The sequence below is a fragment of the Pseudoxanthomonas sp. LjRoot143 genome (assembly GCF_964252945.1).
Taxonomy (GTDB): Bacteria; Pseudomonadota; Gammaproteobacteria; order Xanthomonadales; family Xanthomonadaceae; genus Pseudoxanthomonas_A.
Genome location: NZ_CAXUPM020000001.1, coordinates 910,151 through 933,617 on the forward strand (window position 1 = coordinate 910,151; position 23,467 = coordinate 933,617).

Sequence of the window (23,467 nt, forward strand, 5' to 3'; positions counted from 1 at the left end):
TCAGCCTTCGCCCTGAGCAGCTCGCGGATGTCGCCCCGGCCATACCCACGTCAATGCCCAGCCGGCGATTGCGGGCAACAGGTTCAGCAGGATGGAACTCCATGCGAACCGAACGGGTGAGAGCGGTAGCACGGACATCACGGCCATCACGACCGCAGTGTCGATGAGTTGGACCAGGCTCCATGCGAGCAATACGTGTATCAGTCGCCGATATCGGACGCCCTTCGCAAACCACCAATATGCGAAGGTCGATATCACGGCATAGACAGCTTTCCGGATGATGATGGCCGTCTCGATCCATCCGCCATCGGGAGAAAGGCGGAACCCGACCGTCGGTATCAGAAAGCCCGCCGCGAAAGCCCAAGCGGCCAGTGCTAGAAACAGCGCCACCGAACCGAGGATGATGCGTCGCCACTGCATGCCGCGCGGGGTGAAGCCTGCCGCCGCCTGAGAAGCGGGCTCGATGGCATGAGGCGGCGTGTACGGATCGTGCATGGCGATCAGCGGACGGCCGCTACGTCGGATGGTCGAGGTAGCGGCCTGGTTCGCCTTACAGCACTTCCGATGCGTAATCCGCCAGGCGTGAACGCTCGCCACGCCGCAGCGTGATGTGCGCGCTGTGCGCCCAGTTCTTGAACCGGTCCACCGCGTACGTCAGGCCGGACGTCGTCTCCGTCAGGTAGGGCGTATCGATCTGCTCCACGTTGCCGAGGCAGACGATCTTGGTGCCCGGGCCCGCGCGGGTGATCAGCGTCTTCATCTGCTTCGGCGTCAGGTTCTGCGCCTCGTCGAGGATCAGGTAGCGCGACAGGAACGTGCGGCCGCGCATGAAGTTCATCGAGCGGATCTTGATGCGCGAGGCGAGCAGGTCGTTGGTCGCCGCGCGGCCCCACGCGCCACCTTCCTGGTTGTGCGTCAGCACTTCCAGGTTGTCGGTCAGCGCGCCCATCCACGGCGTCATCTTTTCTTCCTCGGTGCCGGGCAGGAAGCCGATGTCTTCGCCGACGCTGACCGTGGCGCGCGTCATGATGATCTCTCGGTAGCGCTGCTGGTCCATCGTCTGCGCCAGGCCGGCGGCAAGCGCGAGCAGCGTCTTGCCGGTGCCGGCGGTGCCGAGCAGGGTGACGAAGTCGATGTCGGGATCCATCAGCGCGTTGAGCGCGAAGTTCTGCTCGCGGTTGCGCGCATTGATACCCCACACCGCATGCTGGCTGTGGCGGAAGTCGTCGACGATCTGCAGCGTCGCCTTGTCGCCCTCCACCTTGCTGACGCGGAACTCCGATTCGTCGTCGCCCGGCAGGTAGAGGAACTGGTTGGGATACCAGCCGGCGTCATCGGCCATGGCGACTTCGTAGAACGTGCGCCCCTTGTCGGTCCACGAGCGCAGGTCCTTGCCGTGGCGCTGCCAGAAATCCTCCGGCAGCGGGTCCGCGCCGGTGTAGAGCAGGCTGAAGTCGTCCAGCGCACGATCGTTCTCGTAGTCTTCCGACACGATGCCCGCGATCGCCGCCTTGATCCGCAGGTTGATGTCCTTGGACACGAACACCACCGGGATCTCCGGCTCCTGTTCCTTCAGCGCGAGGATCGCGCCGAGGATGGCGTTGTCGGGAATGACGGCGCCGAAGCTTTTGCCGGCCTCGAAATGGCTGGTCTGGAAGCGCAGCAGGCCGGCGCTCTTCGAGCCGCGCAGCTGCAGGCTGTTGGGCTGGATCAGCGGAATGCCGGCGGCGAGGTTGTCCAGGCCGGAGGCTTCGACCAGTTCGTTGAGGAAGCGGCTGACCTGCCGCGCATTGCGGCTCGCTTCCGACGTGCCTTTCTTGCCGTTGTCCAGTTCTTCGATCACCTGCATCGGCAGGTAGACATCGTGTTCCTCAAACTTGAACAACGCGGTGGGGTCGTGCATCAGCACGTTGGTGTCCAACACATAGATACGCTTGCTACGGGTCATTCGGGCAACCTCATCGAGGAAGATGTGTGAACACGGGCCACTTTTCCGCGGACAGCAGCGAACCACCATGACCCGCCGCGGCGCGGGATGGTGGGTGAAGGGGAAGAGGATTTCGTCACTGGGCCTGGTGAGCCTTCAGGGCGTCCAGTACGGCGTCGGCATGGCCGGCGACCTTCACGCCGCGCCATTCCTGCGCGATGCGGCCGTCGGGCGAGACCAGGAAGGTGCTGCGGACCACACCCAGCACCTTGCGGCCGTACATGTTCTTCTCGTGGATCACGTCGAAGGCCTTGCACAACGCTTCGTCGGCGTCGCTGACCAGCGGGAACCTGAAGCCCTGCTTGGCGCAGAAGTTGTCGTGCGACTTCACGGAGTCGCGCGACACACCCAGCACCGTGGCGTTCAATTTCTTGAACTTCGGCAGCAGCGCGTTGAAATCCAGGCCTTCGGTGGTGCAGCCGGGCGTGCTGTCTTTCGGATAGAAGTACAGGACCAGCCAGGTGCCGGCGTAATCGGCGAGGGTGGTGGTCTCGCCGCCGGACAGCGCCAGTGGCAGTTTCAATGTCGACTTGGGCAGGGCGTTCGCGCTTTTCGCCGTCATCGTCAGAACTTCATCGGATCCATGATCGCGTCCAGGTTCAGATGGTCGCAGAATTCGAGGAAATCGTCGCGCAGCGCGGCGATGTGCATGTTCGCCGGCACGCCGATGGTGACCTGCGCCGAGAACATCTCCGCGCCGGTCTGCATCGCGCGGTAGCGCGTGCTCTGCAGGTTCTCGATGGTGATGCCCTGGCGGTCGAAGAAATCGGCCAGCTGGAACAGGATGCCCGGCTTGTCGGCGGCCACCACTTCCACGATGTACGGCAGCAGGTTCGACTGCACCACCTTCGGGCCGGTGCGGTAGAACACCAGCTTCAAGCCATCGTCGCGCTCCAGCCGCGACAGCATCGCTTCCAGCTTCGCCACCGCATCCCACGAACCGGTCGCCAGCGCCGTCACCGATACGTCGCGTCCCACCGTGGACAAGCGCGCGTCCACCAGATTGCAGCCGCTGTCCGCGATCCGGCGCGTCACCGACAGGAGCGGCGATTCCGGATGCGTCGTGTAGGCGGTGATCAGGAGGTGGTTTTCGGTCGGCGAAGGCCGGGGCGTGGAATCGGTCAAGAGAGCTTCCGGCGTTGCGGTCTGGCTGAATGGCGGCCGGGCTGCGGCCCGGCGACGCTGGCAGCATACTTGCCCGCCCTTTGAACCCGCAAGTAACATGCGGCCGACATTGCAGGCGGACCGGGATAACTGCGCTTACAGGCGCCACCGGCCGTCGGATCCCCACCGAGAGCCTCCATCTTGCACCTTTCCGGCAGCATCACCGCACTGGCCACGCCGTTCCTGGCGTCGGGCGAACTCGACCTGGAAGCCTGGCGCGCGCTGCTCAAACAGCAGCTCGACGGCGGCACCCAGGGCGTGGTGGTGGCGGGCTCCACCGGTGAGGCAGCGGCGCTGTCGGACGACGAGTACGACACCGTGTTGCGCATCGCCGTGGAAGAAGTGGGTGGCCGGGTGCCGGTGCTCGCCGGCACCGGTCAGATGAACACCGCGAAGACCATCGCCGCCACCCGTCGCGCGGCCGCTGGCGGCGCCCGGTTCGCACTTGTCGTGACGCCCCCTTATGTGCGGCCCACGCAGGCGGGTCTGGTGGCGCACTACCGCGCCGTCGCCGATCAGGGCGGGTTGCCGGTGGTGCTCTACAACGTGCCGGGCCGCACGGGCTGCGATCTGTTGCCGGAGACGGTGGCGGAACTGGTCGACCATCCGAACATCGTGGGCATCAAGGAAGCGCGCGCCGAGCCCGAGCGCATGGCGGCGCTGCTCGCGCTGCGCACGGAGGGCTTCGCCATCCTCAGTGGCGACGATCCGACCGCATCGCGCGCGATGCTGGCGGGCGCCGATGGCCTGATTTCGGTGGGCTCGAACGCGCTGCCGCGCACGTTCCGCCGCCTGTGCGACCTGTCGCGGGCCGGCGACAGCGCCGCTGTCGCCGCGCTGGACGCGCAGTTGCAGGAGATCTACGGCTTCCTCGGCGTGGAATCCAACCCCATCCCGGTGAAGGCGCTGTTGCAGCGCGCGGGCTTCGGCCACGGCCTGCGCCTGCCGCTGCTCACGCTGTCTTCCACCCATACCGACACTGCCGACCGTCTCGCCGCTCTGGCGCAGGCGTTGGAAGCACAATCCAGCCGCGACAGCCTCGCGGCCTGAACCCCAGGAGAACTTCATGCGTCTTTCGTCTTCCCTCGTGCGTCCGCTCGCCCTCGTGCTGCTGGTCGTGTCCGTCGCCGGCTGCTCCTGGTTCAAGAAGGGCGCGAAGGGCGACTATGCGCTGGCACCGGAAGCGCGTCCGCTGGAAGTTCCGCCGGATCTCAACGTGCCCAACACCAGCGGTGCGATGCAGATTCCGTCGGCCGGACAAGTGGGCCCGACCGCGGCACCGGCAGCGGGCGGCTTCAATGTGGCGGGCTCCCGCGACGAAGCCTTCACGCGTGTCGGCGAAGCGCTGGCCGGTGTCGAAGGGGTGACCGTCGCCAGCCGTGCGCAGCTGCTGGGCACCTATGACGTGAGCTATGAAGGCGCGAGCTTCCTGGTGCGTGTCTCGGCGGTGGAAGCGGGTGCCTACGTGTCCGCGGTCGACCCGCGCGGCCTGCCGGCCACGTCGCCGGCGGCGGTCAAGCTGCTCGGCGCGCTGAAGGCCAAGCTGGGCGGCTGATCCGGCCACCACGCCACGAACGAAAAGGGCGCCGAAAGGCGCCCTTTTTCTTGTGCGGCTGCAGGGACCGGCGCGATCAGCGCTCCAGCAACGGCAGCTTGTTGGGCTTGCCTTCCCATTCCTTCGCGTCCGGCAACGGTTCCTTGCGGGTGGTGATCACCGGCCAGGCATGCGACAGCTCGGCGTTGAGCGCCACGTAGCCTTCCTGTCCGGCGGGCACGTCGTCTTCGGGATAGATCGCGTTGATGGGGCACTCCGGCTCGCACAGCGTGCAGTCGATGCATTCGTCAGGATCGATCACCAGGAAGTTCGGACCTTCGTGGAAGCAGTCCACCGGACAGACTTCAACGCAGTCGGTGTACTTGCACTTGATGCAGTTTTCGGTGACGACGAAAGGCATGAGGCTCGATGTGCAGCGGAAAGAACCGGGCAAGTTTAAATCACCGCGTGATTCGAGTTGGGAATCTTTCTTGCTTGCCGCCTGCGTCGGAGGAGCGCGCCGACGTGCCAGGCACCGGAGGGGGGGGGCGTGTCCCGCAAGGCGGGTGCCGCATGCCGGGACGGGGCATCGTTCCAGAATCGCAAGACAACCGGGCACGGTGAGGTTGTGGTTTCACAAATAGAACAATCAATTGATTGCCGCCTGATTTATCCCACCATGTGCAGGATCATGCTGCGCGCCTCACCACAGAAGGAGTTCCGCCATGATCACCCTGCGCCCCGCCGATGCCCGCGGCCATGCCAACCACGGCTGGCTCGACTCCTGGCACAGCTTCTCCTTCGCCAGCTACTTCGACGACAAGCACGTGCATTGGGGCCCGCTGCGCGTCATCAACGAGGACCGCGTGGCTGCCGGTCGCGGCTTCGGCGAACACGGCCACCGCGACATGGAGATCATCAGCTACGTGCTGGAAGGCGCGCTGGGCCACAAGGACTCGATGGGCAACAGTTCCAGCATCGTGCCGGGCGACGTGCAGCGCATGAGCGCCGGCACCGGCGTGCAGCACTCCGAGTTCAACTACAACGAAGCCGGCACCACCCACTTCCTGCAGATCTGGATCATCCCCGATCGCCAGGGCGTCACGCCGTCGTACGCGGAAAAGGCCTTCCCGGCTACCGAGAAGCAGGGCCGTCTGCGGCTGGTGATCAGCCCGGATGGCAGCGATGGTTCGATCAGCATCCACCAGGATGCGCGCATGTACGTCGGCCTCTTCGACGGCAGCGAGAAGGCCGAGCTTTCGCTGGCCGAAGGACGGCTGGGCTACGTGCACGTGGCGCGTGGCGAGGTCACCGTCAACGGCAAGCCGCTGAAGGCGGGTGACGCGCTGTTGTACGACGCCGAGCCGTTGGTCAGCATCGAGCGCGGCATCGGCGCGGAAGTGCTGGTGTTCGACCTGCCGCGGATGCCGTAATCCCGCAAGTGCAAGTGCAAGGGCACGGCCGGCGCGAATCACGTCGGCCGTTGCCGTGCTTAAGGAGTTCTTAAAGAGCGGGCGCGAGCATGGTGGGGCCGGACATCCCCCATCCCCCATGCCGAGGTCTCCATGTCTGTACTGCGCGCCTGCACGCCGCTGTTGTTGCTGTTGCCCGTTTCCGTGGCGGCCCAGGTGGTCGAACGCACCGACAAGCAGGCGCAGGACCAGCTGCCGAGCCGCTGGAGCGCGGGTCTCGCCGTCGTGCATCGCGACAGCGAATACGCGGGCGAAGGCACGCGCACCCGTCTTTACCCCAACATCGCCTACGACGGCGATCGCTTCTATCTGCGCGGTGCCGCGCTGGGTTATCGCGCCTACAAGGACGAGCGCTTCGAGCTGCGCACGTTCATCGCGGGACGTCTGGACGGCATGGATGCCGACGATTTCGGCGTCGCCGAACTGGCGCGCCGCGGTGTCGACCGCAACCTGCTGTCCGATCGCGACCACAGCGTCGACCTCGGCGTCGGCGCCAGTTGGAAGGGCGCGGCAGGCAAACTCGACCTCGACGTACGCTTCGATGTCAGCGGCGCGAGCGAAGGCTATGCCGCCTCGCTCGACTATAGCTATCCGCTGACGCTGGGCCGCACGACGCTGGTGCCCTCCATCGGTGCGGTGCGTCTGTCCGCCGACATGGCCGACTACTACTACGGCATCCTCGACGAAGAAGTCGCGCGCGGTGTGGTGGCGTATCGCCCCGGCGCCGCGACGGTGCCGCGCGCCAGCGTCAGCCTGATCCATCCGTTCGCCAAGCGCTGGGCACTGCTGGGCAACCTCGAATACCGGGCGTTGCCGGATGTGCTGCAGGACGGCCCGCTGGTCGAACTGGACAAGGACAACAGCACGTCCGTGTTCGTCGGTATCTCACGCGGCTTCTGACGCGTGCCGTTTCCTTCCTCCCCCCTGGAGTTGCCCATGACCGCACGCCTCTTGTCCGCCGAGAACGCGCCCCTGCCACTGCCGGGCGGCTATCTTCCCGCACCGGGCGATCCTGCCTGGGTCGAGATGCTGGGTCGCGACGAGATCGGCATCCGCCGCGTGACGCGCGCGCACGCCGCAGCGTTGATGCAGCTGTGCGACCGACAGCGGGCGGAGTTGCCGGAAACGCCGGGTACGCAAATGGGCGCCGGTGTGCTCGAATTGATGGAGGCGCTGTTCGAACCGCCGCTGCGTGCATGGGCCTGGATCGCGGAGCGCCGCAGCGAGCCGGTGGGTTATGCCTTCGCGACAGTGGGCTTTTCGATGATCGAGCGTGCCTACTACTTCAATCTCGAAACGTTGTTCGTGCCTGCCAATGCACGGCCTTCGGATATCGCCAACCGCCTGTTCGCCGAGGCCCGCCGCATGGCGTCCGACCTGGGGTGCGTGGATCTGCGCTGGCAGGTGCCGGTGGGGCATGACGGTGCGCAGATGGCGATGCCGGGCAAGGCGGGCACGGCGACGATGATCCAGTATGTGTTTCCTACGCTGCGGAGCGACCAGGATGACTGACGTGTCCACCCCGTCATCGCGACGCAGGAGGCGGTTGAAGCGCATTGCCGCCGCAGCATGCGTGTCGGCCTCCGCGTTCGCCTATGCCGGCATGTCCGGCTGCGCCACGCTGTCTTACCCGCAATCGCCGCAGTTCGGCGAGGATGGCTTCCAGAACGAACGCAAGCCGAAGCCGATGGGATGGCGCGAGACCAGCAAGCTCTGGTGGGATTTCCTGGTCGGTGGCAAGCCGGCCGGTACCGTGCCGAGCCGATCGATTCCCATGCAGGCGTTGACGCGCCAGCAATTGGACGATGCACCGGACAACACGCTGTATCGCCTTGGCCATTCGACGGTGCTGCTGAAGCTGGACGGTCGCTTCTGGCTGACTGACCCGGTGTTTTCCGAGCGCGCCTCGCCGGTGCGGTGGGCGGGACCGAAGCGCTTCCACGCGCCTCCCATCGCCATCGACGATCTGCCGACGCTGTCCGCCGTGGTGCTGTCGCACGACCACTACGACCATCTTGACCGCGACACGGTGCGCGCGCTGGCGGCGAAGACGGAGGTATTCCTGACGCCGCTCGGCGTTGGTGATCGCCTGATCCGCTGGGGCGTGCCGCGCGAGAAGGTGCGGCAGCTGGACTGGTGGGACGACGTGCAACTGCAGGGCGTGCGCTTTACGGCGACGCCGTCGCAGCATTTCTCCGGTCGCACGCTGTTCGACCGCAATGCCACGTTGTGGGCATCGTGGGTGATCCAGGTGAATGAAGTGAAGGTGTTCTTCAGTGGCGACACCGGCTACTTCGACGGCTTCCGCACCATCGGCGAGCGCCTAGGGCCGTTCGATCTGACGCTGCTTGAGTGCGGCGCCTACGATCGCCGCTGGCAGGACGTGCACATGCTGCCCGCGCAGACGCTGCAGGCGCACCGCGATCTGGGCGGCAGGTCGTTGGTACCGATCCACAACAGCACCTTCGACCTGGCGTTCCATGGATGGAGCGAGCCGATGGAGACGCTGTACACGCTATCGCAAGAGGCTGGGGTGGACATCGTCACGCCGGTGATCGGCCAACCGCTGGCGATCGCACGACCCGGTGACACGCTCCCCTGGTGGCGCGGCGAGTAACGCCGCGCGGCGCTTCAGGCATCGGATGCGGCGCGGAACTCGACGCGGCAACCGAATCCGCGGCCGGCGATGCCATCTTCCACCTTGATGCGCGCGTCGTGCGCGCGGGCGATGCGGTCGACCAGCGACAGGCCGATGCCGCTGCCGCGTTCGCCATTGCCCTGGCTGCCGCGGAAGAAGCGTTCGAAGATGCGCTCGCGCTCCTCGGCCGGTACACCGGGGCCGTTGTCCCGCACGACCAGCCATGCCGTCGCGCCGTCGTCGTCGGCGCCGCAGGCGATTTCGATGCGTGCGCCGTCACCGCTGTAGCGGACCGCGTTGTCGAGCAGGTTGCGGACGAGGATGCCGAGATCGTCGAGGTCGCCCTGCACGCTGGCCGGCTCCGCGTGGAGTGCGAGCGTCTGCTGCCGTCGGCCCGCCATCGATTCGAACTCGCGCGCGACCATCGTCACCACATCCGGTAGCGCGACCACCGGACGATCTTCGCGCAGCGGCGAGGCATCCACGCGTGCGGAATCGAGCAACTGCTGCGCCAGGCGCGACGTGCGCTGGATGCCTTGCGCCAGTTGCGTCAGGGCGGTCTGCGCGTCCGCCTGGCTGCCGGCGCGCATGGCGACCTGCGTCTGCGTCAGGAGTGCGGCCAACGGCGTGCGCAGTTCGTGTGCGGCGTCGGCCAGGAACTGGCGTTCGCCACGCATCGCCTCGGAGAGGCGTTCGAGCAGCAGGTTGAACGAATCCACCAGCGGGCGGATCTCACGCGGCAGCTTGTGGACGGGCAGGGGAGCCAGGTCGTGCGGCTCGCGCTGCGCCATCTCGCGACGCAGCCGGTTCATCGGCCGCAGGCTCCAATGGATCGCCAAGCCTACCGTGGCGCCGAGCACCAGCAGGATGCCGATACCGCTCCACAGGCTGATCTTCACCCAGTGCGCCAGCTCCGCCTTCATTGCAGACTGCGACATCCCGGACTGCACCTGGATGCGTCCGCTCGCGTCGGTGACGGCATACACGCGCCATGGCTCGCCCGCGACCTCGCTGACCACGAACCCGGGCTTGAAGTCCGCACGCAGCGGCTCCATCGGCGCGCCGTCCGATGCCACCACGGGCGTGCGGCGGCCAAGGATCCAGACCTGGTAGCGCAGTGTCTCGAACTTCATTTTCCCCGCCGTGCTGGCGCGCGCCGGCAACTGCAGGCGTGGACCTTCGTCAAGCGCGTCGAGATTGCCCGGCATCGACAGCAGGATCTGCTCGCTGACCTCCTGCAGGAACAGATCGTCGTGTCCCTGCTGCTGGCGGGTCATCTGGAAGTGCTGCCCGCCCAGCCAGCAGGTCCAGCCGAGGGCCAGCGGCGTCATCACCGCGAGCAGCAGCTTGGACTTCAGCGAATGGCTCATTCGCCCTCTCCCAGACGGTAGCCGAAGCCGTGTACGGTCGTGATGACGCCGTCGCCGAGCTTCTTGCGCAACTGGTGGATGTAGACGGCGATGGTGTTGCTTTCGATCGCGCCGTCGCCGCCGTAGACCAGCGATTCCAGCATGTCGCGTGCGATCACGCGGCCGGGCCGCTCCATCAGGGCGAGCAGGGTGCGGTACTCGTGTACGCCCAGGCGCACCGGGCGATCGCCCAGCCGGACCGAGCGGTCGGCCGGATCCAGCACGATGTCGCCGTGGCGCAGTACCGGCGACACGCGGCCTTGCGTCCGACGGATCACGGCGCGCAGTCGCGCGCTGAGTTCGCCGGCTTCGAAGGGTTTGACGATGTAGTCGTCGGCCCCGGCGTCCAGCCCGCGCACGCGGTCGCTGAGCTGGTCGCGCGCGGTGATGATCAACACCGGCGTGGTGTCGTAGCGCTGGCGCAGCGTGGTCAGCACGTCCAATCCGGACCCGCGCGGCAGGCCGAGGTCCAGCAACACCGCCGTGTAGCCATGGTCGACCAGCGCCAGGCGCGCTGAAGCGACGTCCTCGGCGCGATCGATCGACCAGCCGTCCTGCGCCAGCGCGGCGGCCAGCGCGTCACCGAGCATGCGATCGTCTTCAACCAGGAGCAGGCGCGACACGGGCAGCCCTCGGGGTGGCGGGGCCACCATGCTAGGGGGGAGCGATTAAACCGGTTTTAATGGCCTACCGGCCGGGACTGGAAACGCAAAACCCCGCCGGAGCGGGGTTCTGGTCGTTCCACCTGCTGCGGATCTCAACCCGCAGCCTAGACCGGATGGCGCTCCCTAGGGGACTCGAACCCCTGTTTTAGCCTTGAGAGGGCCACGTCCTAACCACTAGACGAAGGGAGCGTTTTTGGTGAAACCGGCGTAGCGGATTAGTATAGGCGGCGGTCAGGCTCAGGGCAATCCACCCAGCCGACCGCGCGACCCTCCTGCATGGAACTGCCGCTATTACGCCTGTCACCGCTCTGCGAACCATCCCGCGCGACCAGCACACCATTTCGCGCAAGGACATCAGCCCGAACGCGCTGCGCGTGCTCTACCGCCTGCGGGATGCCGGTTTCCAGGCCTACCTGGTCGGTGGCGCGGTGCGCGACCTGCTGGTCGGCGGCCACCCCAAGGACTTCGACGTCGCCACCGACGCCACGCCCGAGCAGGTCCGCCAGCAGTTCCGCAACTGCCGCCTGATCGGCCGCCGCTTCCGTCTTGCGCACGTGGTGTTCGGGCGGGAGATCATCGAGGTCGCCACCTTCCGCGCCAACAGCGACGACGGCAGCGGCGACCGCGAGATGGACAACGGCCGCCTGGTCCGCGACAACGTCTACGGCACGGTGGAGGACGACGCGGTACGCCGCGACTTCACCGCCAACGCGCTGTACTACGCCATCGACGACTTCTCGGTCCGCGACTATGTGGGTGGCTTCGAAGACACGATGGCGCGGCGATTGAAGCTGATCGGCGATCCGGAGCAGCGCTATCGCGAGGATCCCGTGCGCATGCTGCGCGCCGTGCGCCTGGCCGCCAAGCTGGACTTCGAGATCGAAGCAGCGACCGCCGCGCCGATCGCGCCGCTGGCGCCGCTGCTGGCGGAGGCTGCGCCCGCGCGTCTTTTCGAAGAGATCCTGAAGCTGTTCCTGTCCGGGCATGGCGTCGCCAGCTTCGAAGGTTTGGAGCGCTTCGGCCTGTTGAAGGTGCTGTTTCCCGAGACCGCGGCCGCGCTGGCATCCAATCGCAGTGGCGCGCTGCGCCGGATGGTGCTGGCGGGCCTGGCCGGTACCGACCAGCGGGTCGCCAACGACGAGCCGGTGTCGCCTGCCTTCCTGTTCGCGTTGCTGCTGTGGCCGGCGTACTGCCGCGCGCTGATGGGCCTGCAGGCGCAGGGCGTGCAGGCCGAGGAAGCACAACGCCGCGCTGCCGACCGGGTGACGTTGCACCAGTTGAACACGGTCGCGCTGCCGCGCCGCTTCTCGTTGCCGATGCAGGAGATCTGGCTGCTGCAGACGCGCTTCGGCAACCGCCAGCGCAAGCGCGTGACACGGCTGCTGACCCATCCGCGCTTCCGCGCCGCGTTCGATTTCCTGGTCCTGCGTCTGGCGGCTTCGCCCGAGCACGCCGAGGACGTCGCGTTCTGGCGCGAAGCGCAGACGCAGTCCGGTGAAGAACTCGCCGCCACGCTCGGGGTCGCGCCGACGGACGCCTTCACCGATGAGGATGCGCCGCCTTCCAAGCGCCGCCGTCGTCGCCGTCGCCGCACCGGCGGCCCGTCGCCGGAATGACGCCCATCGTCCAGGCCTGCATCGGCCTGGGAGCCAATCTCGGCGACGCCGCGGACACGTTGCGGCGCGCGGTCGAGGCGCTGGCCCGCCATGAGGGTGTCGTCGTGCGTGCGGTCTCGCGTTTCTACCGGACGCCGGCCTGGGGCAAGGAAGACCAGCCCGATTTCATCAATGCCGTGGCACTGCTGGAGACCTCGCTGGCGCCACGCGCATTGCTGGAACGATTGCTGACGGTCGAAGCCGAGTTCGGGCGGCATCGTCCGAGTGGCGAGCGCTGGGGACCGCGCACCCTGGATCTGGACCTGCTGCTCTACGGGGACGCGGTGATCGACGAGCCCGGCCTGCAGGTGCCGCACCCGCACCTGCACGAGCGCGCCTTCGCGCTGGTGCCACTGCTGGATGTGCTGCCTGCGGCCCGTATCCCCGGGCGGGGCGATGCGCGGGATGCTGTGTCCGTGCTGGAAATGTCCAACATCCATCCGTTATGAGTGGATAATGCGGTGCTATGAGCACGCACGCCGACAGCAAGCCCTGGACCGTTCCCGCCCTCGCCGACGCCAAGCGCGACGGTCGCAAGCTGGTGATGCTGACGGCGTACGACAACAGTTTTGCCCGCGTACTGGACGCCAACGGCGTCGACCTCGTGCTGATCGGCGACTCGCTGGGCATGGTGGTGCAGGGGCATGATTCGACGCTGCCGGTGACGGTGGACGACATCGTCTACCACACGCGTGCCGTCTCCCGCGGCCTCAACCGCGCGTTGCTGGTGTCGGACCTGCCGTTCCAGTCCGACGCTACGCCCGAGCGCGCGCTGGATGCGGCGATCGCGTTGCTGCAGGCCGGCGCCGAGATGGTCAAGCTGGAAGGCGCGGGCCACAAACTCGAGGTCATCCGCTTCCTGGTCGAGCGCGACATCCCGGTGTGCGCGCACCTGGGCCTGACGCCGCAGTCGGTGCTCAAGTTCGGTGGCTACAAGGTGCAGGGGCGCAACGAGGCCGCTGCCGCCCGCCTGCATGAAGAGGCGCGTGCCGTGGCCGACGCGGGCGCGCAGTTGCTGGTGCTGGAATGCGTGCCGTCGTCGCTGGCGTCCGCGATCACCGCGGATCTCGCCATTCCCACCATCGGTATCGGCGCCGGTGCCGGTTGCGACGGGCAGGTGCTGGTACTGCACGATTTCCTCGGCCTGGACACGGGCCACCGGCGGCCGAAGTTCGTCAAGGATTTCCTGGCCGAAGGCGGCTCCGTCGCCGGCGCGGTACGCGCCTATGCCGACGCGGTGCGCAGCGGGGCATTCCCCGACGACGCCCATTCCTACTGACCGCGCCGCGCGCACCGATTCGCCACAGGGGCCACGATGATCGAGACCATCACCGAACTTGACGCGCTGCGCGCACGCGTCCGGGAGTGGAGGCAGCAGGGACTGCGGGTCGGGTTCGTGCCGACGATGGGCAACCTGCACGCCGGCCATTACTCGCTGGTGATGCTGGCGCGTCAGTACGCGGACCGCGTGGTGTCCAGCGTGTTCGTCAATCCCACCCAGTTCGGTCCCAACGAGGACTTCACCCGATACCCGCGTACGCCCGAAGCGGACATGAGCGGACTCGAAGGCGCCGGCTGCGATGTCCTGTGGTTGCCCACGGTGGAATCGATGTATCCGTTCGGCGTCGAACTGGCGGCCAACGTGCATGTGCCCGGCGTCAGCAGCGTATTGGAAGGGGCGCATCGCCCCGGTCATTTCGATGGCGTTTGCACGGTTGTCAGCCGCCTGTTCAACCAGGTGCAGCCCGATGTGGCGGCCTTCGGCAAGAAGGACTACCAGCAGCTTGCGGTGATCCGCCAGCTGGTCACCGATCTGGCGTTCCCCATCCAGATCCTCGCCGGCAGCATCGTGCGCGAGCCCGACGGCCTGGCGATGAGTTCGCGCAACCAGTACCTGAGCGCGGACGAGCGGCCGCGCGCCGCTGAAATCCGCAAGGTGCTGCTCGCCATGCGCGACGGCATGCTGGCCGGACAGCCGCGGGCGCGGGTCGAAGCCGACGCGGCGCACGCGCTCGGCGCGGCCGGCTACGACGTCGACTACACCGTGGTCCGCCGGCCGGACCTGTCCACGCCCGACGAAGGCGAACAGGCGCCCAAGGTCGCGCTGATCGCCGCCCGCCTGGGCCGGACGCGACTGATCGACAACCTGGAATTCTGATCGCATCGTCTTGGGGGCGTGCACGCCGCGCCGGGCACGAGGGGCTACACTTCGCGTCCCCGCTCCAGACCCTGTCGACATGCACCTCAGCCTGCTCAAGACCAAGATCCACCGCGCGACCGTCACCCATTCCGAGCTGAACTACGAAGGCTCCATCGCCATCGATGGCCTGCTCCTTGACGCGACGGGCATCCGCGAGTTCGAGCAGGTGCACATCTGGGACGTCACCAACGGCGCCCGGTTTTCCACGTACGCGATCCGCGCCGACGAGGGCAGTGGCGTGGTGTCGCTCAACGGTGGCGCGGCGCGCCACGTGCAGGTCGGCGACCTGATCATCATCGCTGCGTTCGCCTCGATGAGCGAACAGGAAGCCGATGCGTTCCAGCCCACGCTCGTCTATGTGGACGGCCAGAACCGCATCACCCACACCAATCGCAGTATCCCCAAGCAGGCCGCCTGATATGAGCCAGAGCCTCGACGCGCTGCAGTCCCACGCCACGCGCCTGCGTGGGGTTTCGTTGAACACGCTGCTGGCGCGCGAGCCCGACCGCGTCGCCGCCCATACGGTGCGCAGCGGTCCGCTCTATTTCAACTTCGCCCGCCAGTCCTACGACACGCCTGCGTGGCAAGCGTTGCTGGCACAGGGCGAGGGCGCAGATCTTGCCGGCGCGTTCCGCCGTCTGTTCGATGGCGAGAAGGTCAATGTCACCGAGGGCCGCGCGGCGCTGCATACCGCGCTGCGTGGACAGAATTCGGAGGCCGTCGTCGCCCGCGAGGCCTACGCCTCGGCACTGGATGTCCGCCAGCGCATGGCAGCACTGATCGCGCAGCTGGAAGGCAGCGACGTCACCGATATCGTCAGCGTCGGCATCGGCGGTTCCGATCTCGGTCCGCGCCTAGTGGCCGATGCGCTGCGCGGGCCGCTCCCCGGCCGTTTCCGTGTGCACTTCCTGTCCAATGTCGACGGCGCGGCGGCACAGCGCACGCTGGCGCCGCTGGATCCCGCGCGCACCGCGGCGGTGCTTATCTCCAAGACGTTCGGCACCCAGGAGACGCTGCTCAACGGCGGCATCCTGCGCGACTGGCTGGGCGGCAGCGAGCGCCTCTACGCGGTGAGCGCCAATCCCGAACGCGCCGCCGCGGCGTTCGACATCGCGCCCGAGCGCGTGCTGCCGATGTGGGACTGGGTCGGTGGCCGCTATTCGCTGTGGTCCGCCGTCGGCCTGCCGATCGCCCTGGCGATCGGCTTCGATCGTTTCGAACAGCTGCTCCAGGGTGCATCCGCGTTCGATGGGCATGCGGTCAGTGCGCCGCTGGCGGACAACATCGCGGTGCGCCATGCGCTGACGGCCGTGTGGAACCGCAACGTCCTCGGCCATGCCGCGCACGGCGTGATGACCTACGACCAGCGCCTCGCGCTGCTGCCGGCTTACCTGCAGCAGCTGGTGATGGAGAGCCTGGGCAAGTCGGTGAGGCTGGATGGCAGCCCGGTCGGGGTCGACACCGTGCCGGTCTGGTGGGGCGGTGCGGGCACCGACGTGCAGCACAGCTTCTTCCAGGCGCTGCACCAGGGCACGCAGATCGTGCCGCTGGATTTCGTCGGCACCGTCCGCAACGACGATCCGTACGTGGAAAACCATCTCGCGCTGATGTCCAACCTGCTGGCGCAGAGCGAAGCGCTCGCCAACGGACAGACCAGCGACGATCCGCACCGCAGCTATGCCGGCGGCCGACCGAGCACGATGATCCTGCTGGATGCGCTGACGCCGCAGTCGCTCGGCGGATTGATCGCGATGTACGAGCACAGCGTCTACGCGCAGTCGGTGTTGTGGGGCATCAATGCCTTCGACCAGTTCGGTGTCGAACTCGGCAAGCAGCTTGCCAATGGCCTGCTGCCGGCATTGAAGGGTGAAACCGAAGCGAAGGATCCGGTTACGCAGGCGTTGCTGGCGGAGCTGAAGGCGCGCGGCTAAGGGCGGTACGGGGTTCTGCTTTTCTGTAGGAGCGACGTGAGTCGCGACCGGAAGGCCGAGGCGTCATTGGCCAGGCATCGCGCGGTCTGTTGTTCCGGCGGTCCGCGCAGGATGATTCCACGTCGATCCGCATGATGCGGGATCTGCATTCGTTTCGTTCGTCCGGTCGCGACTGACGTCGCTCCTACAGGGATGCGTGCTTGGCCAGCGCCCACGCCACGTGCTCGCGCACGAGCGGTGAAGGATCCTGGCGCCGGCTCGCCAGCGCGGCAAGCACATCCGGCGTCGACGGCGCATTGCCCAACGCCACCGCGATGTTGCGCAGCCAGCGCTCGTGCCCGCTGCGGCGGATCGCCGAGCCTTCGGTGCGACGCAGGAATTCCGCCTCGTCCCAAGCGAACAGCTGCGGCAACGTCGCCACGTCGAGCTCGTTGCGTGCGCGGAAGTCGGGCTCATCGGTTCGCTTGGCGAACTTGTTCCACGGACAGACCAGCTGGCAATCATCGCAGCCGAAGATGCGGTTGCCGATCGCCGGCCGCAGGTCTTCCGGAATGGCGCCATCGTGCTCGATGGTCAGGTAGGAAATGCAGCGACGTGCATCCAGGCGATACGGTGCGGTGATCGCCTGCGTGGGACAGACGTCGATGCAGCGCGTGCAGGTACCGCAGTGCGCGCTGGCCGGAGCATCGATCGGCAGCGGCAGGTCGACGTAGATCTCGCCGAGGAAGAACCAGGAGCCGCCGTCCTTGTCGATCAGGCAGGTGTGCTTGCCGATCCAGCCCAGCCCGGCGTTGCGTGCCAATGCACGCTCCAGCACCGGCGCGGAATCCACGAACACGCGATGGCCGAACGCGCCGACTTCCTGCTGCAGGCGCTCGGCCAGCTTCTGCAGGCGGTTGCGCATCAGCTTGTGGTAGTCGCGGCCCAGCGCATAACGCGCCACGTAGGCACGCTCGCCGTCGCGCAAGGTGTCCCAGGCGTCGTCGCTGTCATTGCGCCCGTAGTCCAGTCCCACCGAGATCACCCGTAACGTGCCGGGGATCAGTTCCTGCGGACGCGAGCGCTTGTCGCCGTGCTGGGCCATCCAGGCCATGGAGCCGTACAGGCCCTCCGCCAGCCAGTCGCGGAGATGGCGCTCATCGTCGCCCAGTTCGATGCCGGCGATGCCGCAGCGCTGGAACCCGAACTCGCGCGCCAGCACCCGCACGCGCCGGGCGAGCGCGGTGGGATCGGGCAGGGAGGTGGCGGAACCGGCGGAGGACATGCGTGGATTATAGGAGGCCGCTCCGGATTCACTTCCCCACAACCGGGGCGGGACCTAGAATCCGCGCATGTCCGGCACCTGGCCCCTGTATTCCTCGGAAGCCGCGCGAGCGCTGGATGCGCGCGCCACGCAGGCCCTCGGCGGTGATCCGTATGTGCTGATGCAGCGTGCCGGCCTGGCCGCCTGGCAGCACCTGCTGCTGCACTGGCCCGCGGCGCAACGCATCGTCGTGGTGTGCGGACCCGGCAGCAATGGCGGCGACGGTTATGTTCTGGCGCGCCATGCGCATCGTGCCGGGCGCCACGTCGAGATCGTGCACCTGCCGGCGCATGTTCCGGCCAATCCCGTCGCGCAGCGCGCCTGCACCGACTACGTCGCCGCTGGCGGCAAGGTCACGCTGTTCGACGCGGCGCTGCCGAAGGCGGACGCGGTGGTGGATGCGCTCTTCGGCATCGGCTTTTCGCGTGCGCCGGAACGGGACGTGCGGGCGCTGATCGAAGCGATCAACGCACAGGCGGCGCCGGTGCTCGCGCTCGACGTGCCAAGCGGCGTGGATGCGGACAAGGGCTGCGCGCCGGGCGTCGCGGTGCTGGCCACGCGCACGCTGCAGTTCATCGTGCGGCATGCCGGTCTGTATACCGGCGACGCGCTGGAGTACACCGGCGAGCTTGCGCTGGAAGAACTCGACGTTCCTGCCACCGCCTTCGACAGCGTACCGGTGGAAGCTTCGCTGCTCGATCAGGACTCGCTCGCGCGCTGGCTGCTGCCGCGTCGCCGCAACACGCACAAGGGCGAATCCGGACACGTGCTCTGCATCGGTGGGGACGAAGGCAGTGGCGGCGCGATCGCGCTATGCGCCGAAGCCGCATTGCGTACCGGCGCTGGTCTGGTGGGCGTGGCCACGCGTCCGTTCAGTGTCGCACCGCTGCTGGCGCGCAGGCCTGAAGCGATGGTGCGTGCGGTGGAATCGACGGATGACCTGGCGCCGCTGATCGAGCGTGCGCGCGTGATAGCCGTCGGTCCTGGACTGGGTCAGGGCGAGTGGGGGAGTGCGCTGTTCCTGCATGCCGTGCGTAGTACGAAACCACTGGTCCTGGATGCGGATGCGCTCAATCTGCTGGCCGCCTCTCCACTGCCGTTGGGCGACGCGATCCTGACGCCGCACCCCGGCGAAGCGGCGCGCCTGCTGGATTGCACCAGTGCTGACGTGCAGCGCGATCGTTTCGGAGCAGCACAGGCCATCGCGCAGCGCCATGGCTGCGTGGTGGTGCTGAAAGGCGCGGGCACGGTCGTGGCGGCGCCCGGCGAAACGGCGCGCGTGATCGATGCCGGCAATCCCGGCATGGCGGTGGGCGGCATGGGCGATGTGCTGACCGGCGTCATCGCGGCGTTGCGCGCGCAGGGGCTTCCCGCGTTCGACGCCGCCAGCGCGGGCGCGCTGTTGCATGCGGTGGCCGGAGATGCCGCGGCATGGGACGGCCAGCGTGGCCTGCTGCCGTCCGATCTGTTCGCGCACCTGCGGCGATTGTCCAATCCGTGAGCGTTGCGGTTCGGCGTGGCATGCGGCGCACGACCGCTTAGAATCGCCGCATGCACGTGTTCCTTCCCGACAACGACGCGACCGAAACGCTGGGGCAGGCGTTTGCGCGTACGCGCCCCGCCTCCGCCGTCGTGCACCTTCAGGGCGACCTCGGCGCAGGCAAGTCCACGCTGGCACGCGCGCTGCTGCGGGCGCTCGGCGTCGCAGGTGCGATCCGCAGTCCCACCTACACCTTGGTCGAGCGCTATCCCGTCGAAGGAGGGGAGGCCTGGCATCTGGACCTGTACCGTATCGGCGATGCAGCCGAACTCGAGTTCCTCGGGTTGGATGAAGGTGCCGCGGTGCTATGGCTGGTCGAATGGCCGGAACGAGGCGCCGCCGCACTGCCTGCCGCCGACCTGCACGTGGCGTTGGCGGTAGAAGGCACCGGCCGCTCGGCCCGGCTCACCGCGGAGTCATCCACCGGCGAGCAGTGGCTGGCCCGTGTGGAAATCGAAGGACAGTTGCAGACACCATCTCTCCAGCTCGGTTAGGAACATCCGCCAGGTCACGGATTATTAAGGGAAAACACCTTGCATTCGTGGGCGGATGGTGCTTGAATCCGCGGCATGAACCCGGGGATGCCCACCACTGCCGCGTTGCGCCTCGCCTTGGCGGGCGTCCTGGCGTCGGTGCCGTGCACGCTGCTGGCCGGTGAAGTCACCGGCGTCACCGTCGCCCAGGGCAGTACGGGTACGCGGGCGGAGATCCAGCTCGCCGGTGCCGGCCAGTACAAGACCCTCATGTTGAAAGGCCCGGATCGGCTGGTCGTCGACCTGCCGGCCTCGACAGCGAAGGCCGGCCTGCGCCTGCCGACCCCGGCGGGGATCGTCCGGGCCGTGCGTACGGGTCAGCCCGACGCGAGCACGCTGCGCATCGTCTTCGACCTGGCCTCACCGGTCACCGCACTCAAGCCGCGGATGGAGCAGGAAGGCGCCAACTCGCGGCTGGTGATCGAGTGGCCGGGCGACGGTGTGGCAGCGCCCGCCACCTCCGTCGCCACGACGACGGCAATCCCCCCGCCAGCGGCGACGCCTCCGTCGGCCTCCACGCAGGCGGATGCCGCCCGCGCCACCGCGCTGCTGACCGCCCAAGTGGTCCAGGCCGGCGCGGCACCCGCCACCGTGCAGCCGACGCCGACCTCACCCTCGCCGCAGGCCATCCTCAATGGCCAGCCGACGACGGCCACGGTGCCGGCGCAGACGGCGGCGGGCGAGCGGCCCACCTACACCATCGCTACCGGCCAGCCCACGCCGATGCCGGGCGCGACCGCCACGACGACCGATGCGGCACCTCCTGCAGAAGCGCCCAGGCCGCCGGCAGCCATCGCCGCCGGCACGCGCCCGCTGGTCATCGCCATCGATCCCGGCCATGGCGGCCAGGACCCCGGCGCTATCGGCCCCAGCGGCCGCTACGAGAAGCACGCGGTGCTGGCGATCTCCAAGGAGCTCGCGCGCCAGATCAACGCCACGCCCGGCATGAAGGCGTACCTGGTCCGCGACACCGATGTGTATGTCGAACGCCCGCAGCGCGCCCGCAAGGCGCGTAGCGCGAAGGCCGACATGTTCGTCTCGATCCATGCCGACGCCGCGGAGAACCGCAGTGCCTGGGGCTCATCCGTCTACGTGCTGTCGCTGCGCGGTGCGTCCTCGCAGCACGCCCGCTGGCTGGCCGACAAGGAAAACGCTTCCGACCTGGTCGGCGGTGTACGCCTGACCAAGGACACGCTGTCCAACGTGCTGCTGGATCTGGCCCAGAGCGGTCATATGAAGGCGTCGCAGGACGCCGCCGGCCACGTGCTGACCTCGCTGAAGGGCCTGGGCAAGACCCACAAGCCGCAGATCGAGTTCGCCAATTTCGAAGTCCTGCGCAACTCCGACATGCCGGCCATGCTGGTGGAGACGGGCTTCATCTCCAACGCGGACGAAGAAAAGCGCCTGTTCGACCCGGCCCACCAGCGCAAGGTCGCGGGTGCGGTGCTGGAAGGCATCCAGTCGTACTTCACCCGCCAGCCACCGCCGGGCACGCTGTTCGCCGCCCGCGCGCAGGCCGAGGCCGACGCGCGCACCGTCGCGGCCGGCGGCGCCGCAGGCGCGCCCTGATCGCGCACCCGCTCGGCTATCATCACGGCTGATTCCCCGAGACGGCGCCCCGCGCCGCCAGCACGTGCCGATCCGCCAGCTTCCCGACACCCTCATCAACCAGATCGCCGCAGGCGAAGTCGTCGAACGCCCTGCGTCCGTGGTCAAGGAACTGGTCGAAAACGCCCTCGATGCCGGCGCGCGCCGCGTCGACATCGATCTCGAGGAAGGCGGCGTCCGCCTGATCCGCATCCGCGACGACGGTGGCGGCATCGCGCCGGAAGAACTGCCGCTGGCCGTATCGCGCCATGCGACCAGCAAGATCGCCTCGCTCGACGACCTGGAAGCGGTCGCCACGCTGGGCTTCCGCGGCGAAGCACTGCCGTCGATCGCCTCGGTCAGCCGCTTCGCGCTGACGTCGCGCCGCGTGCAGGACGAACACGGCGCGTCGCTGCAGGTGGAAGGGGGCAGGGTCGGCGAGGTGGCTCCGAAGCCGCATGCGGTCGGCACCACCGTGGAAGTGCGCGAGCTGTTCTACAACGTGCCGGCACGGCGCAAGTTCCTGCGCGCCGAGCGTACCGAGATGGGCCACATCGAAGAGTGGCTCCGTTCGCTGGCGCTGGCGCGTCCCGACATCGAGCTGCGTGTCTCGCACAACGGCCGGCCGTCGCGGCGCTACAAGGCGGACGAACTGGAATCGCTCGCCCGCCTCAGCGAAACGCTGGGTGACGACTTCTCCCGCAGCGCGCTGCGCGTCGATCACGCCGCCGCCGGCCTTCGCCTGCACGGCTGGATCGCGCAGCCCAGCTATTCGCGTGCGAGCGCGGACCAGCAGTACGTCTACGTCAACGGCCGTTCGGTGCGTGACCGCAACATCGCGCATGCGGTGAAGATGGCGTATCAGGACGTCCTCTTCCACGGTCGCCAGCCGGCCTACGTGCTGTTCCTCGAGCTCGATCCCACCCGTGTCGACGTCAACGTCCATCCGGCCAAGCACGAAGTGCGGTTCCGCGATACGCGGCTGATCCACGATTTCGTCTACCGCACGTTGCACGAAGCGCTGGCGGAAACGCGCGCCGGTGCACTACCGCAGGACATCGCCCCGTCGCCGTTCGCGACGCGAGCTCCGCTGTCGGTGCCGTCCGCCTGGATGCCCACGCAGCAGTCGCCGCTGGGACTGAATGTGGCGGAGGCGCCGGCCGCATATGCCGCCCTGTATGCGGCTCCGACGGCCGCTGCGATGTCGACCGGCACGATGGCGCCGCCGTCCGCGCATGCGATGCCGGCCGACGACGTCGACGGCGTACCGCCGCTGGGTTTCGCCATCGCGCAGCTGCACGGCATTTACATCCTGGCGGAGAACGCCGATGGCCTGATCGTGGTCGACATGCATGCCGCCCATGAGCGCATCGGCTACGAGAAGCTGAAGGGCGCGCACGACAGCATCGGTCTGCGCTCGCAGCCGCTGCTGGTGCCGATGGCGCTGGCGGTGGCCGAACGCGAGGCGGACGTGGCCGAGCGCGAAGCCGCTACGCTGGCGACCCTCGGTTTCGATGTCACCCGCAGTGGCCCGCAGTCGTTGAACGTGCGCAGCATTCCCGCCCTGCTGTCGAACGCCGAACCCGAGGCGCTGCTGCGCGACGTGCTGGCCGACCTGCGCGAGCATGGCGAGAGCAGGCGCGTGGCCGCCGCGCGCGACGAACTGCTGGCGACGATGGCCTGCCACGGCGCCGTGCGCGCCAACCGTCGGCTTACGCTGCCCGAAATGAACGCCCTGCTGCGCGAGATGGAAGCCACCGAGCGCTCCGGGCAATGCAATCACGGCCGTCCGACGTGGGCGCGCTTTTCCTTGAACGAGATCGATCGCTGGTTCCTGCGAGGACGCTGA

The 23,467-nt window shown here is 67.8% G+C and carries 23 protein-coding genes, 1 tRNA gene and 1 pseudogene; 16 read left to right on the forward strand and 9 right to left on the reverse strand.

Annotation, left to right across the window (positions count from 1 at the left end; genetic code table 11):
• The 4 genes from ACSQ1W_RS04265 to ACSQ1W_RS04280 form a co-directional block, all read right to left on the reverse strand.
• Nucleotides 1-495, reverse strand: a complete 495-nt coding sequence (locus tag ACSQ1W_RS04265) for a hypothetical protein (protein WP_436041780.1) — start codon at nucleotides 493-495, stop codon at nucleotides 1-3.
• A 55-nt stretch (nucleotides 496-550) separates the two neighbouring features.
• On the reverse strand, nucleotides 551-1,948 hold the full coding sequence (locus ACSQ1W_RS04270; RefSeq protein WP_436041781.1) for a PhoH family protein: 1,398 nt from the start codon (nucleotides 1,946-1,948) through the stop codon (nucleotides 551-553).
• 115 nt (nucleotides 1,949-2,063) lie between these two features.
• Complete coding sequence (locus ACSQ1W_RS04275) at nucleotides 2,064-2,549, reverse strand: peroxiredoxin (protein WP_436041782.1); 486 nt, start codon at nucleotides 2,547-2,549, stop codon at nucleotides 2,064-2,066.
• Nucleotides 2,550-2,551: 2 nt separating this feature from the next.
• Nucleotides 2,552-3,112 (reverse strand): glycine cleavage system protein R, encoded by a 561-nt coding sequence (locus ACSQ1W_RS04280; RefSeq protein ID WP_162336523.1) that lies wholly within the window; start codon nucleotides 3,110-3,112, stop codon nucleotides 2,552-2,554.
• A 180-nt stretch (nucleotides 3,113-3,292) separates the two neighbouring features.
• Here ACSQ1W_RS04280 and dapA point away from each other — a divergent pair, with 180 nt between their 5' ends.
• Nucleotides 3,293-4,201 carry a 4-hydroxy-tetrahydrodipicolinate synthase gene (gene dapA / locus ACSQ1W_RS04285; RefSeq protein ID WP_436041783.1) on the forward strand — a complete coding sequence of 303 codons (909 nt, stop codon included), beginning with the start codon at nucleotides 3,293-3,295 and terminating at the stop codon, nucleotides 4,199-4,201.
• Nucleotides 4,202-4,217: 16 nt separating this feature from the next.
• Entirely contained in the window at nucleotides 4,218-4,706 is a 489-nt protein-coding gene (locus ACSQ1W_RS04290; protein ID WP_192269229.1) for a hypothetical protein, read from the forward strand.
• Between the two features lie 76 nt (nucleotides 4,707-4,782).
• Here ACSQ1W_RS04290 and fdxA read toward each other — a convergent pair whose 3' ends face one another.
• On the reverse strand, nucleotides 4,783-5,106 hold the full coding sequence (gene fdxA / locus ACSQ1W_RS04295; protein ID WP_192269226.1) for a ferredoxin FdxA: 324 nt from the start codon (nucleotides 5,104-5,106) through the stop codon (nucleotides 4,783-4,785).
• A gap of 304 nt (nucleotides 5,107-5,410) precedes the next feature.
• Here fdxA and ACSQ1W_RS04300 point away from each other — a divergent pair, with 304 nt between their 5' ends.
• From ACSQ1W_RS04300 to ACSQ1W_RS04315, 4 genes are all read left to right on the forward strand, one after another.
• Nucleotides 5,411-6,118 carry a pirin family protein gene (locus tag ACSQ1W_RS04300; RefSeq protein ID WP_436041784.1) on the forward strand — a complete coding sequence of 236 codons (708 nt, stop codon included), beginning with the start codon at nucleotides 5,411-5,413 and terminating at the stop codon, nucleotides 6,116-6,118.
• 132 nt (nucleotides 6,119-6,250) lie between these two features.
• Nucleotides 6,251-7,057, forward strand: coding sequence for a MipA/OmpV family protein (locus tag ACSQ1W_RS04305; protein WP_436041785.1), 807 nt, complete (start codon nucleotides 6,251-6,253; stop codon nucleotides 7,055-7,057).
• Between the two features lie 36 nt (nucleotides 7,058-7,093).
• Entirely contained in the window at nucleotides 7,094-7,669 is a 576-nt protein-coding gene (locus tag ACSQ1W_RS04310) for a hypothetical protein (protein WP_436041786.1), read from the forward strand.
• A 91-nt stretch (nucleotides 7,670-7,760) separates the two neighbouring features.
• Nucleotides 7,761-8,774 carry an MBL fold metallo-hydrolase gene (locus ACSQ1W_RS04315; RefSeq protein WP_436046096.1) on the forward strand — a complete coding sequence of 338 codons (1,014 nt, stop codon included), beginning with the start codon at nucleotides 7,761-7,763 and terminating at the stop codon, nucleotides 8,772-8,774.
• A gap of 14 nt (nucleotides 8,775-8,788) precedes the next feature.
• On the opposite strand, the gene ACSQ1W_RS04320 is transcribed toward ACSQ1W_RS04315, so the two are convergent.
• The 3 genes from ACSQ1W_RS04320 to ACSQ1W_RS04330 form a co-directional block, all read right to left on the reverse strand.
• Nucleotides 8,789-10,165 carry an ATP-binding protein gene (locus tag ACSQ1W_RS04320; RefSeq protein ID WP_436041787.1) on the reverse strand — a complete coding sequence of 459 codons (1,377 nt, stop codon included), beginning with the start codon at nucleotides 10,163-10,165 and terminating at the stop codon, nucleotides 8,789-8,791.
• The gene (locus tag ACSQ1W_RS04325) at nucleotides 10,162-10,827 is read right to left on the reverse strand and encodes a response regulator transcription factor (RefSeq protein ID WP_343227254.1); all 666 of its coding nucleotides are present in this window, start codon (nucleotides 10,825-10,827) and stop codon (nucleotides 10,162-10,164) included. The genes ACSQ1W_RS04320 and ACSQ1W_RS04325 overlap by 4 nt, the downstream gene beginning before the upstream one ends.
• A 156-nt stretch (nucleotides 10,828-10,983) precedes the next feature.
• Nucleotides 10,984-11,058: transfer RNA gene (locus ACSQ1W_RS04330), tRNA-Glu, on the reverse strand.
• A 119-nt stretch (nucleotides 11,059-11,177) separates the two neighbouring features.
• On the opposite strand from ACSQ1W_RS04330, the pseudogene pcnB reads away from it, so the two are divergent.
• The 6 genes and pseudogenes from pcnB to pgi form a co-directional block, all read left to right on the forward strand.
• A pseudogene (gene pcnB / locus ACSQ1W_RS04335) lies at nucleotides 11,178-12,485 on the forward strand (polynucleotide adenylyltransferase PcnB); the annotation flags it as partial.
• 5 nt (nucleotides 12,486-12,490) lie between these two features.
• Nucleotides 12,491-12,973 (forward strand): 2-amino-4-hydroxy-6-hydroxymethyldihydropteridine diphosphokinase, encoded by a 483-nt coding sequence (folK, locus tag ACSQ1W_RS04340; RefSeq protein WP_436046098.1) that lies wholly within the window; start codon nucleotides 12,491-12,493, stop codon nucleotides 12,971-12,973.
• A 17-nt stretch (nucleotides 12,974-12,990) separates the two neighbouring features.
• Nucleotides 12,991-13,803 carry a 3-methyl-2-oxobutanoate hydroxymethyltransferase gene (panB, locus tag ACSQ1W_RS04345; protein ID WP_436041788.1) on the forward strand — a complete coding sequence of 271 codons (813 nt, stop codon included), beginning with the start codon at nucleotides 12,991-12,993 and terminating at the stop codon, nucleotides 13,801-13,803.
• Nucleotides 13,804-13,839: 36 nt separating this feature from the next.
• Entirely contained in the window at nucleotides 13,840-14,682 is an 843-nt protein-coding gene (gene panC, locus ACSQ1W_RS04350; RefSeq protein ID WP_436041789.1) for a pantoate--beta-alanine ligase, read from the forward strand.
• Nucleotides 14,683-14,761: 79 nt separating this feature from the next.
• Entirely contained in the window at nucleotides 14,762-15,142 is a 381-nt protein-coding gene (panD, locus tag ACSQ1W_RS04355) for an aspartate 1-decarboxylase (RefSeq protein WP_192311656.1), read from the forward strand.
• Between the two features lies 1 nt (nucleotide 15,143).
• Complete coding sequence (gene pgi, locus ACSQ1W_RS04360) at nucleotides 15,144-16,655, forward strand: glucose-6-phosphate isomerase (RefSeq protein ID WP_436041790.1); 1,512 nt, start codon at nucleotides 15,144-15,146, stop codon at nucleotides 16,653-16,655.
• Nucleotides 16,656-16,839: 184 nt separating this feature from the next.
• Here the strand turns inward: pgi and queG are convergent, their stop codons facing one another.
• The gene (gene queG / locus ACSQ1W_RS04365) at nucleotides 16,840-17,919 is read right to left on the reverse strand and encodes a tRNA epoxyqueuosine(34) reductase QueG (RefSeq protein ID WP_436041791.1); all 1,080 of its coding nucleotides are present in this window, start codon (nucleotides 17,917-17,919) and stop codon (nucleotides 16,840-16,842) included.
• 67 nt (nucleotides 17,920-17,986) lie between these two features.
• Between queG and ACSQ1W_RS04370 the strand changes: the two genes are divergently transcribed.
• The 4 genes from ACSQ1W_RS04370 to mutL all read left to right on the forward strand — a co-directional run bounded on the left by ACSQ1W_RS04370 (nucleotide 17,987) and on the right by mutL (nucleotide 23,467).
• Nucleotides 17,987-19,459: an NAD(P)H-hydrate dehydratase gene (locus ACSQ1W_RS04370; protein WP_436041792.1), complete on the forward strand. Its 1,473-nt coding sequence runs from the start codon at nucleotides 17,987-17,989 to the stop codon at nucleotides 19,457-19,459.
• 50 nt (nucleotides 19,460-19,509) lie between these two features.
• Nucleotides 19,510-19,992 carry a tRNA (adenosine(37)-N6)-threonylcarbamoyltransferase complex ATPase subunit type 1 TsaE gene (gene tsaE / locus ACSQ1W_RS04375; protein WP_436041793.1) on the forward strand — a complete coding sequence of 161 codons (483 nt, stop codon included), beginning with the start codon at nucleotides 19,510-19,512 and terminating at the stop codon, nucleotides 19,990-19,992.
• Between the two features lie 75 nt (nucleotides 19,993-20,067).
• The gene (locus ACSQ1W_RS04380) at nucleotides 20,068-21,600 is read left to right on the forward strand and encodes an N-acetylmuramoyl-L-alanine amidase (RefSeq protein WP_436041794.1); all 1,533 of its coding nucleotides are present in this window, start codon (nucleotides 20,068-20,070) and stop codon (nucleotides 21,598-21,600) included.
• Between the two features lie 64 nt (nucleotides 21,601-21,664).
• Nucleotides 21,665-23,467, forward strand: coding sequence for a DNA mismatch repair endonuclease MutL (mutL, locus tag ACSQ1W_RS04385; protein ID WP_436041795.1), 1,803 nt, complete (start codon nucleotides 21,665-21,667; stop codon nucleotides 23,465-23,467).

Bases quoted from the DNA above. Each gene is read 5' to 3' on its own strand.
- fdxA (WP_192269226.1), bottom strand. From the start codon at position 5,106: ATGCCTTTCGTCGTCACCGAAAACTGCATCAAGTGCAAGTACACCGAC.
- ACSQ1W_RS04320 (WP_436041787.1), bottom strand. From the start codon at position 10,165: ATGAGCCATTCGCTGAAGTCCAAGCTGCTGCTCGCGGTGATGACGCCG.
- ACSQ1W_RS04265 (WP_436041780.1), bottom strand. From the start codon at position 495: ATGCACGATCCGTACACGCCGCCTCATGCCATCGAGCCCGCTTCTCAG.
- ACSQ1W_RS04305 (WP_436041785.1), top strand. From the start codon at position 6,251: ATGTCTGTACTGCGCGCCTGCACGCCGCTGTTGTTGCTGTTGCCCGTT.
- panC (WP_436041789.1), top strand. From the start codon at position 13,840: ATGATCGAGACCATCACCGAACTTGACGCGCTGCGCGCACGCGTCCGG.
- ACSQ1W_RS04270 (WP_436041781.1), bottom strand. From the start codon at position 1,948: ATGACCCGTAGCAAGCGTATCTATGTGTTGGACACCAACGTGCTGATG.
- queG (WP_436041791.1), bottom strand. From the start codon at position 17,919: ATGTCCTCCGCCGGTTCCGCCACCTCCCTGCCCGATCCCACCGCGCTC.
- ACSQ1W_RS04290 (WP_192269229.1), top strand. From the start codon at position 4,218: ATGCGTCTTTCGTCTTCCCTCGTGCGTCCGCTCGCCCTCGTGCTGCTG.
- ACSQ1W_RS04380 (WP_436041794.1), top strand. From the start codon at position 20,068: ATGAACCCGGGGATGCCCACCACTGCCGCGTTGCGCCTCGCCTTGGCG.
- ACSQ1W_RS04370 (WP_436041792.1), top strand. From the start codon at position 17,987: ATGTCCGGCACCTGGCCCCTGTATTCCTCGGAAGCCGCGCGAGCGCTG.
- pgi (WP_436041790.1), top strand. From the start codon at position 15,144: ATGAGCCAGAGCCTCGACGCGCTGCAGTCCCACGCCACGCGCCTGCGT.
- panB (WP_436041788.1), top strand. From the start codon at position 12,991: ATGAGCACGCACGCCGACAGCAAGCCCTGGACCGTTCCCGCCCTCGCC.
- ACSQ1W_RS04315 (WP_436046096.1), top strand. From the start codon at position 7,761: ATGTCCGGCTGCGCCACGCTGTCTTACCCGCAATCGCCGCAGTTCGGC.
- ACSQ1W_RS04275 (WP_436041782.1), bottom strand. From the start codon at position 2,549: ATGACGGCGAAAAGCGCGAACGCCCTGCCCAAGTCGACATTGAAACTG.
- ACSQ1W_RS04300 (WP_436041784.1), top strand. From the start codon at position 5,411: ATGATCACCCTGCGCCCCGCCGATGCCCGCGGCCATGCCAACCACGGC.
- tsaE (WP_436041793.1), top strand. From the start codon at position 19,510: ATGCACGTGTTCCTTCCCGACAACGACGCGACCGAAACGCTGGGGCAG.
- panD (WP_192311656.1), top strand. From the start codon at position 14,762: ATGCACCTCAGCCTGCTCAAGACCAAGATCCACCGCGCGACCGTCACC.
- ACSQ1W_RS04310 (WP_436041786.1), top strand. From the start codon at position 7,094: ATGACCGCACGCCTCTTGTCCGCCGAGAACGCGCCCCTGCCACTGCCG.